Here is a 14,827-nt window from a genome sequence, read left to right as displayed (position 1 = left end):
GGGGGCTAAGGGTGGGCGCTGCGGCTCAGGCGCTGGGGTTGGTGCTGGGGTCGGCGTCGGGATCGGTGGCATCCGGGCTGGCGTCGGGGCTGGCGTCGGGGTCGGCGGCAGGCTCGGTGGCGGCGTCGTTTTCCACCACGCGCTGCAAGCCGCTGAGCTTGGCGCCGGCGTCGGTGGCGATCAGCGTCACGCCTTGGGTGGCGCGGCCCATTTCGCGGATTTCGGCCACGCGGGTGCGCACCAGCACGCCGCTGTCGGTGATGAGCATGATCTCGTCGTCGGGGTGCACCAGCGTCGCCGCCACCACGCGGCCGTTGCGCTCGCTTTGCTGGATGGCGATCATGCCCTTGGTGCCACGGCCGTGGCGCGTGTATTCGCTGATGGCGGTGCGCTTGCCGTAGCCGTTTTCGGTCGCGCACAGCACGCTGGCGCGCGCCGCCGGGGTGGTGGCGCTGGCTTGCGCGCCGCCCGCTTCGTCGGGCGCCTCGGCCACCAGCATGGCGATCACGCGCTGGCCCTCTTCGAGCATCATGCCGCGCACCCCGCGGGCGTTGCGGCCCATCGGGCGCACGTCGTTTTCGTCGAAGCGCACCGCCTTGCCGCCGTCCGAGAACAGCATCACGTCGTGGCGGCCGTCGGTGAGCGCAGCCCCGATCAGGAAGTCGCCCTCGTCCAGATCGACGGCGATGATGCCGGCCTTGCGCGGGTTGGCAAACTCATCCAGCGCCGTCTTTTTCACCGTGCCCATGGCGGTGGCCATGAACACGTATTGGTCCGCCGGGAAGCGCCGGTGGGCGCCGGTGAGCGCCAGCGCGACGTTGATCTTTTCGCCCTCGGCCAGCGGGAACATGTTGACGATCGGGCGCCCACGGGCGCCGCGCGAACCCGAGGGCACCTCCCAGACCTTGAGCCAGTACAGGCGGCCGCGGTTGGAAAAGCACAAAATCCAGTCGTGCGTGTTGGCGATGAACAGCTGGTCGATCCAGTCGTCCTCTTTGGTGGCGGTGGCCAGCTTGCCGCGCCCGCCGCGCTTTTGCGCCCGGTACTCGTTCAGCGGCTGGCTCTTGATGTAGCCGCCGTGGCTGAGCGTGACCACCATGTCGGTCGGGGTGATCAGGTCTTCGGTTGACAGGTCGTGGGCGCTGTGCTCGATGGTGCTGCGGCGCGCGCCCAGCTTGGTCTGGCCAAACTCGGCCTTGATCGCGTCCAGCTCGGCGCCGATGATCAGCGACACGCGCTGCGGCGTGGCCAAAATGTTGAGCAAATCGTCGATCTCGGCCATCACGGCGCGGTACTCGGCCACGATCTTGTCTTGCTCGAGCCCGGTCAGGCGCTGCAGGCGCATCTGCAAAATCTCTTGCGCCTGGGTCTCGCTCAAGCGGTACAGGCCGTCGGGCTGCATACCAAAGTCACGCTCCAGCGCGTCTGGGCGGTAGTCGTCGGCGTTGACGCTGCTGCCGTCGGCGCGCGTGCGCGTGAGCATCTGGCGCACCAGCGCGCTGTCCCAGCGCCGCGCCATCAGTTCGGTGCGCGCGATCGGTGGCGTGGCCGACTCGCGAATGATGCGGATGAACTCGTCGATATTGGCCAGCGCCACCGCCAGCCCCTCGAGCACATGGCCGCGCTCGCGCGCTTTGCGCAGCTTGAACACCGTGCGCCGCGTCACCACCTCGCGCCGGTGCTGCAAAAAGACCTCGATCAAATCCTTGAGGTTGCACAACTTGGGCTGGCCGTCGATCAGGGCCACCATGTTGATGCCAAAGGTGTCTTGCAGCTGGGTCTGCTTGTACAGGTTGTTGAGCACCACCTCGGGCACTTCGCCGCGCTTGAGCTCGATCACCAGCCGCATGCCGGACTTGTCGCTCTCGTCTTGGATGTGGCTGATGCCCTCGATTTTTTTCTCGTGCACCAACTCGGCCATGCGCTCTTGCAGCGTCTTTTTGTTGACCTGATACGGCAGTTCATCGACCACGATGGCTTGGCGCTGGCCGCGGTCGATGTCCTCGAAGTGGCATTTGGCGCGCATCACCAGCCGCCCGCGGCCGGTGCGGTAGCCCTCGCGCACGCCATGCACGCCGTAGATGATGCCGGCGGTGGGGAAGTCGGGCGCCGGGATGATCTCCATCAAGTCATCGACGCTGGCCTCGGGGTGGCGCAGCAGGTGCAGGCAGGCATCGACGACTTCGTTGAGGTTGTGCGGCGGGATGTTGGTCGCCATGCCCACGGCGATGCCGGTCGAGCCGTTGACCAGCAGATTGGGCAGGCGCGCCGGCAGCACCAGCGGCTCTTTTTCGCTGCCGTCGTAGTTGGGGCCGAAGTTCACCGTCTCTTGGTCGATGTCGGCCAGCATCTCGTGCGCGATCTTGGACAGGCGGATTTCGGTGTAGCGCATGGCGGCCGCGTTGTCGCCATCGACCGAACCGAAGTTGCCCTGGCCATCGACCAGCAGGTGGCGCAGCGAAAAGTCCTGCGCCATGCGCACAATGGTGTCATAGACCGCGCTGTCGCCGTGCGGGTGGTACTTACCGATCACGTCACCGACGATGCGCGCCGATTTTTTGTAGGGCCGGTTCCAGTCGTTGCCCAGCTCGTGCATGGCAAACAGCACGCGCCGGTGCACCGGTTTCAGGCCGTCGCGCGCATCGGGCAGGGCTCGACCCACGATCACGCTCATGGCGTAGTCGAGGTAGCTGCGCCGCATCTCCTCTTCGAGGCTGATGGGCAGGGTTTCTTTGGCAAACGAGGTCATGGCGCGGCAGGGTTGGCAACGGGAAGGCAATCCGCGATTTTAGGCGCTGGCGCTGGCGCGTCGTCTTAAACCCCGGCCAAGCTTTCAGACTTGGCCCGTGCAGCCCAAGAACCTAGGTCAAACCCTAGCCATGTTGCTGCCATGCAACATTGGTGACATCTACGGCACCGGCGCAGCATCTGTCTCGCGCACAATCAGATTCGCCACTCGATTCGCTTATGGCACAATGTGTACACCTTCGGGCGAGGCTTCGTGCTTCGGTTGAATCTCAGTCCACCCGCTTTTAAAGAGGAATGCAATGAAAAAACTGAACAAAATCGCAGCATTGTTTGCCGCAGTTGCCCTGACCGCTGTTGCCGCCTTACCGGCACACGCACACAACCACGGCGCCCCCGCTACCGCCACGATCGACAACTGGCGCGCCACCGACGGCTCCGTCTGGCGCAGCGCCGACCGCCTGTGCTGGCGCAACGCCAGCTGGACCCCGGCCACGGCTGCCCCGGGCTGCGATGGCTTTATCGTGCCACAACCAGTTCCGGCTCCTGCGCCCGCTCCGGCCCCCGCACCCGCTCCGGCTCCGGCACCCGCTCCTGCACCCGCTCCGGCTCCGGCAGCCGCCCCGGCCCCAGCACCCGCTCCGGCCCCAGTCGCCGCTGCACGCGTCACCTTCTCGGCCGACGCCTTCTTCCCCTTCGACAGCGCCGTGCTGCAACCCGAAGGCCGTGCCCGCCTCGATGACCTGGTCGAAAAAATCGCCCCGATCAACCTCGAGGTCATCATCGCCGTGGGTCACACCGACTCCGTAGGTTCGGCTGCCTACAACCAAGGCCTATCCGAGCGCCGCGCCGAAGCCGTCAAGGCCTACTTGGTGAGCAAAGGCATCAGCGCCGACCGCGTTTACACCGAAGGCAAGGGCGAAACCCAGCCGGTGGCCGACAACCGCACCCGCGAAGGCCGCACACAAAACCGCCGCGTCGAGATCGAGGTGGTGGGCACGCGCCGCAACTGATCCTGCTGGGCCTAGCCCAGACGGCTCGAAACCGCCCTTCGGGGCGGTTTTTTTATGGGGCAGCATTGCGCCCTTTAAACGCGATGCTCGCTGCACGCGCACCTGCGCGTAATTTTGTATGCACCTGCAAGCCCAGCCATAATCCGGCCATGGACAAACCCCTCAACGCCGACCCGGCCGAACTGGCCAAATTCTCCGAGCTCGCGCACCGCTGGTGGGACCCCGAGAGCGAATTCCGCCCGCTGCACCAGATCAACCCCCTGCGCTTGGGCTGGATCGAAACCCTCGTCCCCTTGAGCGGCAAAACCGTGCTCGATGTGGGCTGCGGCGGCGGCATCTTGGCCGACGCCATGGCACGCAAGGGCGCCCAGGTGCTGGGCATCGATTTGGCCACCAAAGCGCTCAAGGTGGCGCAGCTGCACGCGCTCGAGGCCGAAACCCCGCGCGTCAGCTACCGCGAAGTCAGCGCCGAACAACTGGCGCAAGAGCAGCCCGCGCACTACGACGTGGTCACCTGCATGGAAATGCTCGAGCACGTGCCCGACCCGGCCTCGGTGGTGCAAGCCTGCGCGGCCTTGGTCAAGCCCGGCGGCTGGGTGTTTTTTTCCACCCTCAACCGCAACCCCAAGTCGTTCGTGTTTGCCATCATCGGTGCCGAATACGTGCTCAAGCTGCTGCCCAAAGGCACGCACGAATACGCCAAATTCATCCGCCCCAGCGAACTGGTGGGCCACTGTCGCGCCGCCGGCCTGCAAGCGCAAGGCATGCGCGGCTTGCAGTACAACCCGCTCACGCGCCGCTACTGGCTCGACGCCGACACCAGCGTCAACTACCTCGTGGCCACCCAAAAACCATTCGCATAAAACCCGCCGCATGAAATTTGCCCATGTACGCGCGGTGCTGTTCGACCTCGACGGCACCCTGATCGACAGCGCGCCCGACCTGGCCTGGGCCGCCGACCAACTGCGCCGCACGCGCGGCCTAGAGCCGCTGCCGCTGGCCCACTACCGCCCGGCCGTCGGCGCCGGGGCGCGCGGGCTGATCCACGCCGCGCTCGGCTTGGGCCCCGAACACCCCGAATTCGATGCGCTCAAACACGAGTTCTTCGACACCTACCAAGGCTGCATGCACCAGCGCACCCAAGCCTTTGAGCAAGTGAACGAAACAGTCGCCGCGCTGCTCCAATACGGCATGGCCTGGGCCGTGGTCACCAACAAAATCGAGCGCTTCGCCCTGCCCATTACCGCCGCGCTGCCGCTGTTTGCCAGCGCCGGCACGGTTATCGGTGGCGACACCACGGCGCACCCCAAACCGCACCCAGCCCCGCTGCTGGAGGCGGCGCGCCGGCTGGGCTGCGCCCCCGCGCACTGCATCTATGTGGGCGACGACCGGCGCGACATCGAAGCCGGCCGCGCCGCCGGCATGGCCACGGTGGCCGCGCTGTACGGCTACATCGGCCACGCCGACGACCCCCACACTTGGGGGGCCGACGCCGCCATCCATGCCCCGCTCGAACTGTTGAACTTTTTGCAATCGGGTGTACACTAACCCGGACTGGGGCTGCATTGGTTTCGACGTGGGAACGGATGCGCTGCGGGGCATGTCGAGGTTCTGTCACCTCGTTAATCAGCAGAAAAAAAGTAACTGCAAACGACGAACGTTTCGCACTCGCCGCTTAACCCGGCGAGCCTTGCAACAGTTGGCCAATGGACTGGGCAAGGGCGGCAGCGGTAGCAATACCGTTGGCGTCCCGGCTGCAAGGTAATCTACATCGGCTGGCCAGCGCGCGGGCAACTTGCGCACTGGTAAGACCCAAGGTTGCTGGCAGGGTGTGCAGCGTGTCGCTGCGCGGCACACCTAGCGAGACCCAAATCAGACGACTACACATGTAGAACTGCACACAGATGGCTTGCGGACGGCGGTTCGATCCCGCCCAGCTCCACCATAATGTGCAATCCCAACCCTTATCCGGTTGGGATTTTTTTTGCCCGTTCCCCCTGTGTTGGCGCGGTTTCCAGGCCCTTGCCTCTTGAGCACGCCCCTGCGGAAGTCGCCGTTCCAGGCGCGCATTCCGCCGTTTTTCTCTCTCTGTTCTCTGCGGCCCTCTTGAGCATTCAAGGCCTGAAGTCGTGTGTTGGCGGGGGTTTGCGGGCCATCGGTTTGCTTCTTCGCTTGCTCGGGAGCGCGCGACCGAGACAGCGAAAGGCACAAAAAAAACCGCCTTGCGGCGGCGTGTCGCTGTGGCAGGGATGTCAGCGCGAGCCTGCCACCAGGGCCTCTCGTTGCGCCAGCCAGGACGCCGACAACTTGCCGCGCTGCAACTGGCTGACGCCCACTTCGAGGCGGCCCAGGGCGATGGCTTCGATCAAGTCGGGGGCCAGTTGTGCCAGTCGGCTCATCTTGCTCGCTTGGCCGAGGTCGATGCCCTCGGCCGCCGCGATCTCGGTCATCGAACTGAACCGTCCTTCGTCCAGCAGGCGCTGCCAGTGGTGCGCGAGGCCGAGCGCCCGCATCAAGGGGGTGTCCTGCGCCATCTCGCGCACCTGCCGCTCACGGCGGGCCTCGTCCAGGAATTCCTGCGGCGCGTCCAGCGGCGTGATGACCTGCTTCTTCAGACCCCGGCGCACCAGTGTCCAGGGCAGAAAGGTCTCCATCTGCACGCCGCCAGCGGGCAGCGGCGTCTGATACGTCACCGGGTCGCCCTTGGCCCGGCCACGATGCTTGAGACTCATACGTCCTCCTCGAAGCTGGCGATGAGCTGGCGCTGGGCGTGCCAGTCGACCATCAGGCGGTTTCGTTGGAACCACATCAGCGTCAGCCGACGTGGCTGCTTGCCCGCCATGAACTGCTCGATGATGTCGGGGGCCAGCAGGGTCAGGCGCAGCAGTTCGTTGACCACCGAGTGGTGCAACTTCTCGGCGCGGGCGATGGCGGAACCGCTCTGCATCGCGCCGGTGTCCAGCAGGTGCTGCCAGTAGAAGGCCCGTGCCACACCGTCGAGCAGTGTCACGTCGTGGACGTGCCGGTCGTCGGCAGCCACGCGTTGGACGCCCCGGCGTCGGAACGTCAAGGGCACAAAGGTTTCCATCGGATCAATCATCAGGCTTCGACCTCCAGCAGTTCGGCACCGATGCTGTCGGGCGCGAATTCCTTCATCAGCGCGTTCCAACCCACCTCGCGCCACTTCACCTTGATCCCCTGCACCTCGCCCGCATGGACGAGGTCGATGCGCTCGATCATCAGATTGGCGATGCGGTGGCGCTCGACCGGGAACAGTTGATCCCACACGTTGTTGAGCCGTCCGAACCCAGCCATGGCCATCACCGTGGTGGCCTCGTCGATCTGGGCCCCCAGCGTTTTCTGGTTCTGTTGGATGTGCCGCACCACCGACGCCACGGTCTCCGGGCTGGTCAACACCGTTCGGATCTGGGCGACTACCGCCCCCTCGATCTCCGGCGCGGGCAGGCGCTCGTAGCCCTTGCCCGGCGCACCGAACCGCGCCTCCGACTTGGACACGTAGTAATGGTACTTGCGCCCGTTCTTGCGCGAGTAGGTCGGGTACATCCGCTCGCCCGATGGCGCGTACAGCAGGCCGCGCAGCAAGGCGTCGGTGCGCGACCGGATCTTGGTTTCCACCGACCGGGTGTGACCGTCCTTGGCCAGCACCTCGTGAACCCGCCCCCACAGCCCGGGATCGATGATGGCTTGATGCACGCCCGGGTACCAACTGCCCTTGTGCGACAACTCCCCGAGGTAGATGCGGTTGCGCAGCAGCTTGTGCAGGTACTTCTTGTCGATGCGCGTGCCCGGCCGCGTTTGGCCGTCTTGCGTCGTCCAGGCCTTGGTCGTGATGCCATCCAGCGTCAGCTTGGCTGCAATCTGGGTGGGCGAACCGATGCTCAGCATCTCCTCGAAGATGCGCCGCACCACCGCCGCCTCGGTGTCGTTGATGACCAGCAGACGGTTCTCGACGTCGAAGCCGAGCGGCGGCACGCCCCCCATCCACATTCCTTTGCGCTTGCTGGCGGCGATCTTGTCGCGGATGCGCTCGCCGGTGACCTCGCGCTCGAACTGGGCGAAGGACAGCAGCACGTTGAGCATCAGCCGCCCCATCGAGGTGGTGGTGTTGAACTGCTGCGTGACCGATACGAACGACACGCCCTGGCGCTCGAACACCTCGACCATCTTGGAGAAGTCGGCGAGGCTGCGCGTCAGGCGGTCGATCTTGTAGACCACCACGATGTCGATCTGGCCGCGCTCGATGTCGGCCATCAGGCGTTTTAGCCCGGGACGATCCGTGTTGCCGCCGGAGAAACCGGGGTCGTCGTAGTCGTCGGCCACCGGAATCCAGCCTTCTGCGCGTTGGCTGGCGACGTAGGCATGGCCAGCCTCCTTCTGCGCGTCGATGGAGTTGAACTCCTGGTCAAGGCGTTCGTCCGAAGACACCCGGCAGTAGACCGCGCAGCGTTTGCGCGCCTTGGGAGAGGCGATTTGGGTGGCGTCGCTCATTGCGCACCTGCCTTGGCCGTAAGGCCGAAGAACAGCGGCCCCGACCAGTGCGTGCCGGTGATCTGCCGGGCCACCGCCGTCAGGCTCTTGAAGGTGCTACCCTCGTACTCGAACAGGCCGTCGGCGGTGACCGCCACCTTGTGCTCGCGGTCGCCCCATTCGCGCAGCAGCACGGTGCCGGGCGCGAAGTTGATGTCGCGCGGACGCGCCCGCAGCTTGATCTTGGAATGCTTGGCACCGATGGCCTCCAAGCGCTGGCGGGTGTTATGCGCCAGACCGCCGAAGGCCTCCTCCTGCATCTTGTAGGCGATGCGCGACTCGATGAAGACGCGGTTGGGGTTGATGGGGCGGCTGCTGAAGTACCGATCCCACACTGGCCACAGCTCGGCGATGGGCAGGCTGGACAGCTCCGCAATCCGTGCGGCGATGGATGCTTGTTTCTCGTTCATCACAACTTCTCCTGTTGATAGGGGGTTGTATGAACGCGCTGGTCGGGCAGGAAGCCAAGGCCAACTTCTCTCTGTTTTGGCGCTTCTGCGACGACGGTGCGGACGATGGCGGCCGCAAGGATGGCGGTGATTTCACCAGCGCGGGCGCTGGCGGACATCTCCGAGGGAGATGCGAGTTCGAGGTTCTTCATGACGGCTCCGAGGAATTGCAACCGTCAAGGATGGTGAGCTTGATCCCCCGAAGAGGATGGCAACGCAGGGTAATCGCGGAACAATTCTCAGCCGGTCAACGCACCTTCCTTGATCTCAACATCTTTGCCGTCATCCTCGACCGGCTCGTCGAGCATCGGCAGATGCAACTGCCATGCGTGCGCGCCCTTGACCTTGACCAGGTAGTCTTTCCAGGGCGAGTTCTTGGAGAACAGGTTGGCTGGCGAGCCGCAGTTGGTATCCTCCATCAGCTTCTTCGTGTTCACGTGGGGTGTTCCAGCAGCGTAGGCGTCCGCCAGTCGCTGAAGCACGGCTATCTTGCCTTTGCCGGTCACTCTCCAGGGCGCCTTGCCGGGGATGTACAGCACCGCCGAGTACCCATCTGACGACACTTTGACGCTGATGGCCGTGCCGCCCATCGCAGCCTGCTGACCGTGCCGATACGAAACCTTGAGCCGAGCAGTGTCGATGGCGGCGGCTGAGCGCCCGCTGGCCAGCACGTCTTCAACGGGGATCACCACGTTCGTTCCGGCGAAGGGGAACGGAACCGACGCCGTCGTGAGAACAACGCCGGGAATCGGGCGCGGACGCAAGCGAAGGGCTGTATCGACCTTGGCGTACTGGCGCTCATTGGACATCTTGGCCGCGAAGTGCAGTGCGACGGGAAACCCATCAATATCGAGTTCCCCGAGGAACACAGGCTCCTCGTCGAGATGCTTGCCGCGAACGCCTTGCAATGCGCTGCCGAGGGCCGTGATGATTTCCTCCCGCAGCCAGTTCAGATCAACCTTCCAGCGTCGCGCATGCTTGGCGGGAAGCACAACGTCATTTCCGGTCAAGGTGTCACGGTAGCGCACTTGGCTGCCATCCGCACAGCGTTCCAGCTTGACCGTGAACCGTTCGCCATCAGCGAGATCGACAACCTTTTCGGTGATGCGGTCGCCCTCGGTGATGATGCCTTCGTCCTCAAAGCGATCGATGTTAATGCCCAACTGCGCCAAGGCGAATCCATCCATTGGGCTTGTGGCGCATTCGAGCAACTTGGCAACTTGGATGACCAGATTCGGATCGTCAACGCCGGAGCCCGGATGCAGGGGCTTGAGCACGCCCAGCAGTTCCAACAACTGCGTTCCGGCTTGCTTCAGCCGTTGATCCTTCTCACCCTGCAGGCTGCATCGCCCCGGTTCAGCCAGCACGATGGACAGCGGCGTTTCCGTGGTTTCACCATCGAACACAAAATCGGCCACCAGCGTCACGCCAAGGATGGCGCCAGGCTGAGCGAACGGGTGGTCGCTCCAGCGACCACCGATCACGTCGTGTAGCTCCATACCGCTGTCGATGTGCAATGACACCGCGTCGGTGGAATGACCGAGCAAGGCCTTTGCTTCGGTCAGGTACAGCCGCTCAATCTTCGCGCCGTCCAGGCGCGGTTTCGCGTCCTTCAGGGGCTGTGCAAATCGGGAAAGGTCGTAGCGCGACCGATTCAACGGTCGGCTCGACAGCGGCATCTTGAAGCCATATTTGGACAGCACGTTTGCCAACGGGGCCCGCGTGGACAGGGTATGGGCGTAGACCTCGACCACCTTGCGTCCCGGCGCATAGACGAGCGTGGCGTCGCGCGCCGGGAAATAGCAGAAGCTCTTGCGGCTGCGGTTGACCACTTGCACGGCGTTGACCTGATCGCCAGCGAAGCGCACCACCAAGTAGTGCAGCGTCTTGGCGTCACCGTCCTTGTTTTCGCCAGCGAGCGGTACGTAGATCACCTCGCACGGCTCACCAAGGCGCATCACACTGGTCAGCTGTGATTCCAGCTCCTTCTTGACTGTGTCGTTCCAAATGAAGGGTGGAGCGTCGTCGCACGGCACATCGAACGCGTCATACAGACGCTTGTTGCCCCGGATGTCACCGGTGTTCAGGATGGACTCGGCGACGTCAAACAGCCGCGCAGCCTCGTCGGAATGAGTGCGCATCCAGACGGAACGGCCGATCTCGCCGCCCTCCTGCGATGCGAATACGGCAATCAGGTCGTTGTCGTTGAGTTGGTCGGCAACAGTGGAAAGGATGAGCGCACCACGGGGCGATGCGAGACGCAATACCCGCAGTGCCTCGCGCTCGGCGAGGTCACGCTGCTCTTTGCGCAGATGCCTGACATGTTCGATCAGGGCGAGTGGCAGCGATGCAGGGTCCTGCATCCAGTCAAAGCCGCGAGCCAGGGACTGACATTCAGGCAGCCCACTGAAGGCCTTGAGAATCGAAACCGGAGCTCTCTCGATCAGATCGAGCAGGCAGTGCGCGTTGGTCAGGGTCTTTTTGCCCATGTGGTCTCCCTTCGGCCCTTCACATGGCCACAGTCCATTGGCGCATCACCGCCACCGATTGAGTCAAACCTTGCGCCAGCAAGGTGTCCAGATATTCGTCTGCCGTCTTGGGTGGATTCCTGAGTGACCGCCGATGACTCGCCACTGCTTCAAGCACGCCCGCAGGCTGCAAATCCAGCAGATCGACGATGAAATCATCCGGATGCTGCGCGGCAAGGTTGTAGGGCTTGAGCGACTCGACCGGAAAGTCTTTGAGGTTGAAGGTCACGATCAGACTGGCACCTGCGTGGATGGCTGCGGCCACCACATGGCGGTCATCGGCATCGGGCAATTGGATTGAGGGAATGAGGTGCTCGAACCCCGAGACCAAGCAGTCGCGCACATGCGCATTCATCAACTGCCGCGTGCGGCTCAACTGCGCTGGGGCCAAGTCCGGTCGATTGGCTTGGACATTGCGAGTCCACTCGTCGTGGATCATGTCGCTCCAGCGCGCCCGGTACAGATCCGAGAGGGCCAGATGCATCAGTAGGTCGCGCAAGGGTGCCGGATACAGCACGCATGCGTCGTAGACGACAGTGAAATGCGAGCTCATCCGATCAATACCCCATGCCGAGTTCCTGAGCCTGCGCAGCCAGTTCATCCAAGGCCTTGCGACGCTCGGCATCAATGCGTTTCTTGTAGGCGACGACATCCTGGTAGCGCACGCGGCGATGGGTGCCAATCTTGTGGAATGGCATGTCGCCTTTCTCCAGCAATTGGACAAGGAAGGGGCGCGAAACGTTGAGCACGTCGGCCGCATCCTGGGTCGTCAGCTCGGCATGGATCGGGATGATCGATACCGCATTGCCCTGGCCGATCTCGGTCAGAACTTCAAGCAGCAGGCGCAGTGCCGAGGTCGGGATACGCACGGCACGCACCGCGCCTTTGTCGTCGTGAAAGTCGATCTGTTGGGTTTCAGAGCGGGTCTGGAGCACGGTCGACAGCGCGCGGCCAGATTCCCGGGCGAGCGCGATGTCCTCTTCAGAGGGCAGGGTTTTGGGAATGGCGGGAGCGTTCACAGGGGTCTCCTCAACGGGGAAAAGTTCAGACTGGCTCCAGTATAAACGAAACAACCGAAATCGCAATAACCGAAACAGACATCGACTACCTATACAGATCAACAACTTAGCGTGGCCATGCAGTGCGGCCACCTCGCCTTGACCTCCCGTCAAAGCCGAAAACGCGCTCGTGCAAGCCCAAGGTATGGAGCAATTGAATAGGGACTCCCAAACAAAAGGAGTTCCGCAATGCAAAACCATGCCTCATCTGTTCAAACCGGCCGGAGCCTGACCCGGTCTCTTCCCGACGGCGTCACCCGCATCGCCCTCGACGAAAACGAGCTCGCCGCCCGCTGGGGGCTCTCCGTCAAAACCCTGCGCCGTTGGCGGCAGGAACAGCTCGGCCCCGTCTTCTGCAAGCTCGGGGCGCGCGTCACCTATCTGATCTCCGAAATCGAAGCCTTCGAGCGCCGCGTCTCGCGCTACTCGACCTTCGCTCGGGCATACCAGTGAGGAGGACGGCCATGAGCGATCTGACCATCTTCCCCGTCGACATCGCCGAGATGTCCGTGAGCCAACTGGCCGCGCTGCCGCCCGAGCAGAAGCGCGAGGTCGACAAGAACCTCGACGCCGCCATCGACTGGCTCAAGAAGGCACGCACCAAGTTCGACGCGGCGCTGGAGCAGTGCTACGGCGAGCCGGCCCGCGCCGCGCTGCGTGAATCCGGCCGCGACTTCGGCACCGCCCACATCAGCGACGGCCCGCTGCACATCAAGTTCGAGCTACCCAAGAAGGTCAGCTGGAACCAGAAGCAGTTGGGCGAAATCGCCGAGCGCATCGTGGCCTCGGGCGAGAAGGTCGAGGGCTACCTCGACGTCAAGCTCTCAGTGTCCGAGTCCCGGTACATCAACTGGCCGCCGGCGTTGCAGCAGCAGTTCGCGGCCGCCCGTACGGTCGATTCCGGCAAGCCGTCCTTCACCCTGAGCACCGACGGGGGTGAGGCATGAAAACAAGCGCAGCGCAGTTTCGAGAGCCGCAGGCGAAAGGGGGCGAAGCCACCGGCAAAAAGCTCCCCATCGTGTCCGCCGTCGAGCGCATGGCCGAGCGCAAGGGCGTGAAGCTGCTGATGCTGGGCAAGTCCGGCATCGGCAAAACCTCCCGGCTCAAAGACCTCGACCCCGCCACCACCTTGTTCCTCGACATCGAGGCAGGCGACTTGGCTGTGGCCGACTGGCCGGGCGACACCATCCGCCCGGTGTCGTGGCCCGAGAGCCGCGACTTCTTCGTGTTCCTCGCGGGCCCGGACAAGTCGTTGCCCTCCGAGAGCGCGTTCTCGCAGGCGCACTACGACCACGTCATCGAGAAGTTTGGCGATGCGAAGCAGCTTGATCGCTACCAGACCTTCTTCCTGGACTCGATCACGCAACTGTCTCGCCAGTGCTTTGCGTGGTGCAAGACGCAGCCCGGCGCGGTCAGCGACCGCTCCGGCAAACCCGACCTGCGCGCGGCCTATGGCCTGCTCGGGCAGGAAATGATCGGCGCGTTGACCCACCTGCAACACGCCCGGGGCAAGAACGTGGTGTTCGTGGCGATCCTCGACGAACGCTTGGATGACTTCAATCGCAAGGTGTTCGTGCCACAGATCGAAGGCAGCAAAACCAGCCTTGAGCTGCCCGGGATCGTCGACGAAGTCGTGACGCTGGCCGAGATCAAGGCCGAGGACGGCAGTTCCTACCGCGCCTTCGTCACGCACACCGTCAATCCCTACGGCTTCCCGGCCAAAGACCGCAGCGGTCGTCTCGACCTGCTGGAGCCGCCGCATCTCGGCGCGCTGATCGCCAAGTGTGCGGGCGCATCCATCACGCCCGCCAGCGCCGCCAACACGACCCCCACCGAATCCCAGGAGTAATCGCCATGACGTCCAACTATTTCAACTTCCAAGATGCCGATCCGCAGCAATCCGGCTTCGATCTGATCCCCAAGGGCACCGTCGTGCCGGTGCGCATGACCATCAAGCCGGGTGGCTATGACGACCTGGAACAAGGCTGGGGCGGCGGCTACGCCACCGAGTCGTTCGAGACCGGTTCCATCTACCTTGCAGCCGAGTTCGTGGTCACCGCTGGCGACCATGCCAAGCGCAAGATGTGGAGCAACGTCGGCCTGCACTCCAAGAAGGGCCCGACCTGGGGCCAGATGGGGCGCAGCTTCATCCGCGCCGCGCTCAACAGCGCGCGCAACGTCCACCCGCAGGACAACAGTCCGCAGGCGGCCGCCGCGCGCCGCATCAATGGCTTTGCCGAACTGGACGGCCTGGAGTTCCTGGCTCGCGTCGACATCGAGAAGGACGCCAAGGGCCAAGACCGCAACGTGGTCAAGCTGGCGGTCGAGCCCGACCATCCCGACTACGCCAAGTTGAAGGGCGTGCCGCCGAAGGGCAGTCCGGGCGGTGGCAACTCTGGCGCTCCGGCGCAAGTGGCTCCTGCCTACGCTGCGCCCACCCCGCAACGCACGCCAGTGACGGGCAAACCGTCCTGGGCTCAGTGAGG

General features: G+C 64.1%; 16 protein-coding genes and 1 other RNA gene. 8 read left to right on the top strand and 9 right to left on the bottom strand.

From position 1 onward, the window contains the following. Positions 1-25 precede the first annotated feature (25 nt). Complete coding sequence (gene gyrA, locus SMCB_RS03610; protein ID WP_045535141.1) at positions 26-2,749, bottom strand: DNA gyrase subunit A; 2,724 nt, start codon at positions 2,747-2,749, stop codon at positions 26-28. 298 nt (positions 2,750-3,047) lie between these two features. On the opposite strand from gyrA, the gene ompA reads away from it, so the two are divergent. From ompA to ssrA, 4 genes are all read left to right on the top strand, one after another. Beyond that, a complete protein-coding gene (gene ompA / locus SMCB_RS03605) occupies positions 3,048-3,758 on the top strand; it encodes an outer membrane protein OmpA (protein WP_045535139.1) in 711 nt (236 codons plus the stop codon). A gap of 149 nt (positions 3,759-3,907) precedes the next feature. Beyond that, a complete protein-coding gene (ubiG, locus tag SMCB_RS03600; protein WP_045535137.1) occupies positions 3,908-4,621 on the top strand; it encodes a bifunctional 2-polyprenyl-6-hydroxyphenol methylase/3-demethylubiquinol 3-O-methyltransferase UbiG in 714 nt (237 codons plus the stop codon). A gap of 10 nt (positions 4,622-4,631) precedes the next feature. Further along, a complete protein-coding gene (locus SMCB_RS03595; protein ID WP_045535133.1) occupies positions 4,632-5,306 on the top strand; it encodes an HAD-IA family hydrolase in 675 nt (224 codons plus the stop codon). Positions 5,307-5,314: 8 nt separating this feature from the next. Further along, positions 5,315-5,703: a transfer-messenger RNA gene (ssrA, locus tag SMCB_RS12405) on the top strand. 307 nt (positions 5,704-6,010) lie between these two features. On the opposite strand, the gene SMCB_RS03590 is transcribed toward ssrA, so the two are convergent. The 8 genes from SMCB_RS03590 to SMCB_RS03555 form a co-directional block, all read right to left on the bottom strand. Continuing rightward, positions 6,011-6,490 carry a LacI family transcriptional regulator gene (locus SMCB_RS03590; RefSeq protein ID WP_045535132.1) on the bottom strand — a complete coding sequence of 160 codons (480 nt, stop codon included), beginning with the start codon at positions 6,488-6,490 and terminating at the stop codon, positions 6,011-6,013. Beyond that, complete coding sequence (locus tag SMCB_RS03585) at positions 6,487-6,858, bottom strand: hypothetical protein (RefSeq protein WP_045535131.1); 372 nt, start codon at positions 6,856-6,858, stop codon at positions 6,487-6,489. Before SMCB_RS03585 ends, SMCB_RS03590 begins: the two co-directional genes overlap by 4 nt. Beyond that, positions 6,858-8,267: a recombinase family protein gene (locus tag SMCB_RS03580; RefSeq protein ID WP_045535129.1), complete on the bottom strand. Its 1,410-nt coding sequence runs from the start codon at positions 8,265-8,267 to the stop codon at positions 6,858-6,860. Before SMCB_RS03580 ends, SMCB_RS03585 begins: the two co-directional genes overlap by 1 nt. Then, positions 8,264-8,716 carry a DUF2924 domain-containing protein gene (locus tag SMCB_RS03575; protein WP_045535128.1) on the bottom strand — a complete coding sequence of 151 codons (453 nt, stop codon included), beginning with the start codon at positions 8,714-8,716 and terminating at the stop codon, positions 8,264-8,266. Before SMCB_RS03575 ends, SMCB_RS03580 begins: the two co-directional genes overlap by 4 nt. Further along, entirely contained in the window at positions 8,716-8,907 is a 192-nt protein-coding gene (locus tag SMCB_RS03570) for a hypothetical protein (RefSeq protein WP_045535126.1), read from the bottom strand. The genes SMCB_RS03575 and SMCB_RS03570 overlap by 1 nt, the downstream gene beginning before the upstream one ends. A gap of 87 nt (positions 8,908-8,994) precedes the next feature. After that, entirely contained in the window at positions 8,995-11,244 is a 2,250-nt protein-coding gene (locus tag SMCB_RS03565; protein WP_045535124.1) for a hypothetical protein, read from the bottom strand. A gap of 19 nt (positions 11,245-11,263) precedes the next feature. After that, positions 11,264-11,836: a PIN domain-containing protein gene (locus SMCB_RS03560; protein ID WP_045535122.1), complete on the bottom strand. Its 573-nt coding sequence runs from the start codon at positions 11,834-11,836 to the stop codon at positions 11,264-11,266. A 4-nt stretch (positions 11,837-11,840) separates the two neighbouring features. Beyond that, entirely contained in the window at positions 11,841-12,302 is a 462-nt protein-coding gene (locus SMCB_RS03555; protein ID WP_045537543.1) for a helix-turn-helix domain-containing protein, read from the bottom strand. A 228-nt stretch (positions 12,303-12,530) separates the two neighbouring features. Between SMCB_RS03555 and SMCB_RS03550 the strand changes: the two genes are divergently transcribed. The 4 genes from SMCB_RS03550 (at position 12,531) to SMCB_RS03535 (ending at position 14,825) form a co-directional block, all read left to right on the top strand. Then, on the top strand, positions 12,531-12,794 hold the full coding sequence (locus SMCB_RS03550) for a helix-turn-helix transcriptional regulator (protein ID WP_045535120.1): 264 nt from the start codon (positions 12,531-12,533) through the stop codon (positions 12,792-12,794). Positions 12,795-12,805: 11 nt separating this feature from the next. Further along, positions 12,806-13,288: a hypothetical protein gene (locus tag SMCB_RS03545; protein WP_045535118.1), complete on the top strand. Its 483-nt coding sequence runs from the start codon at positions 12,806-12,808 to the stop codon at positions 13,286-13,288. Positions 13,289-13,377: 89 nt separating this feature from the next. Continuing rightward, positions 13,378-14,190, top strand: coding sequence for an ATP-binding protein (locus tag SMCB_RS03540; protein WP_082027413.1), 813 nt, complete (start codon positions 13,378-13,380; stop codon positions 14,188-14,190). Between the two features lie 5 nt (positions 14,191-14,195). Further along, positions 14,196-14,825 (top strand): hypothetical protein, encoded by a 630-nt coding sequence (locus SMCB_RS03535; protein WP_045535114.1) that lies wholly within the window; start codon positions 14,196-14,198, stop codon positions 14,823-14,825. Positions 14,826-14,827 lie beyond the last annotated feature (2 nt).

It is taken from the genome of Serpentinimonas maccroryi (assembly GCF_000828915.1).
Taxonomy (GTDB): domain Bacteria; phylum Pseudomonadota; class Gammaproteobacteria; order Burkholderiales; family Burkholderiaceae_C; genus Serpentinimonas; species Serpentinimonas maccroryi.
This window is presented reverse-complemented; position numbering and strand designations above follow the sequence as displayed.

What these genes read in the sequence shown, in the direction of transcription:
- gyrA (WP_045535141.1), bottom strand. Translation starts at nt 2,749, where the DNA reads ATGACCTCGTTTGCCAAAGAAACCCTGCCCATCAGCCTCGAAGAGGAG.
- ompA (WP_045535139.1), top strand. Translation starts at nt 3,048, where the DNA reads ATGAAAAAACTGAACAAAATCGCAGCATTGTTTGCCGCAGTTGCCCTG.
- ubiG (WP_045535137.1), top strand. Translation starts at nt 3,908, where the DNA reads ATGGACAAACCCCTCAACGCCGACCCGGCCGAACTGGCCAAATTCTCC.
- SMCB_RS03595 (WP_045535133.1), top strand. Translation starts at nt 4,632, where the DNA reads ATGAAATTTGCCCATGTACGCGCGGTGCTGTTCGACCTCGACGGCACC.
- SMCB_RS03590 (WP_045535132.1), bottom strand. Translation starts at nt 6,490, where the DNA reads ATGAGTCTCAAGCATCGTGGCCGGGCCAAGGGCGACCCGGTGACGTAT.
- SMCB_RS03585 (WP_045535131.1), bottom strand. Translation starts at nt 6,858, where the DNA reads ATGATTGATCCGATGGAAACCTTTGTGCCCTTGACGTTCCGACGCCGG.
- SMCB_RS03580 (WP_045535129.1), bottom strand. Translation starts at nt 8,267, where the DNA reads ATGAGCGACGCCACCCAAATCGCCTCTCCCAAGGCGCGCAAACGCTGC.
- SMCB_RS03575 (WP_045535128.1), bottom strand. Translation starts at nt 8,716, where the DNA reads ATGAACGAGAAACAAGCATCCATCGCCGCACGGATTGCGGAGCTGTCC.
- SMCB_RS03570 (WP_045535126.1), bottom strand. Translation starts at nt 8,907, where the DNA reads ATGAAGAACCTCGAACTCGCATCTCCCTCGGAGATGTCCGCCAGCGCC.
- SMCB_RS03565 (WP_045535124.1), bottom strand. Translation starts at nt 11,244, where the DNA reads ATGGGCAAAAAGACCCTGACCAACGCGCACTGCCTGCTCGATCTGATC.
- SMCB_RS03560 (WP_045535122.1), bottom strand. Translation starts at nt 11,836, where the DNA reads ATGAGCTCGCATTTCACTGTCGTCTACGACGCATGCGTGCTGTATCCG.
- SMCB_RS03550 (WP_045535120.1), top strand. Translation starts at nt 12,531, where the DNA reads ATGCAAAACCATGCCTCATCTGTTCAAACCGGCCGGAGCCTGACCCGG.
- SMCB_RS03545 (WP_045535118.1), top strand. Translation starts at nt 12,806, where the DNA reads ATGAGCGATCTGACCATCTTCCCCGTCGACATCGCCGAGATGTCCGTG.
- SMCB_RS03540 (WP_082027413.1), top strand. Translation starts at nt 13,378, where the DNA reads ATGGCCGAGCGCAAGGGCGTGAAGCTGCTGATGCTGGGCAAGTCCGGC.
- SMCB_RS03535 (WP_045535114.1), top strand. Translation starts at nt 14,196, where the DNA reads ATGACGTCCAACTATTTCAACTTCCAAGATGCCGATCCGCAGCAATCC.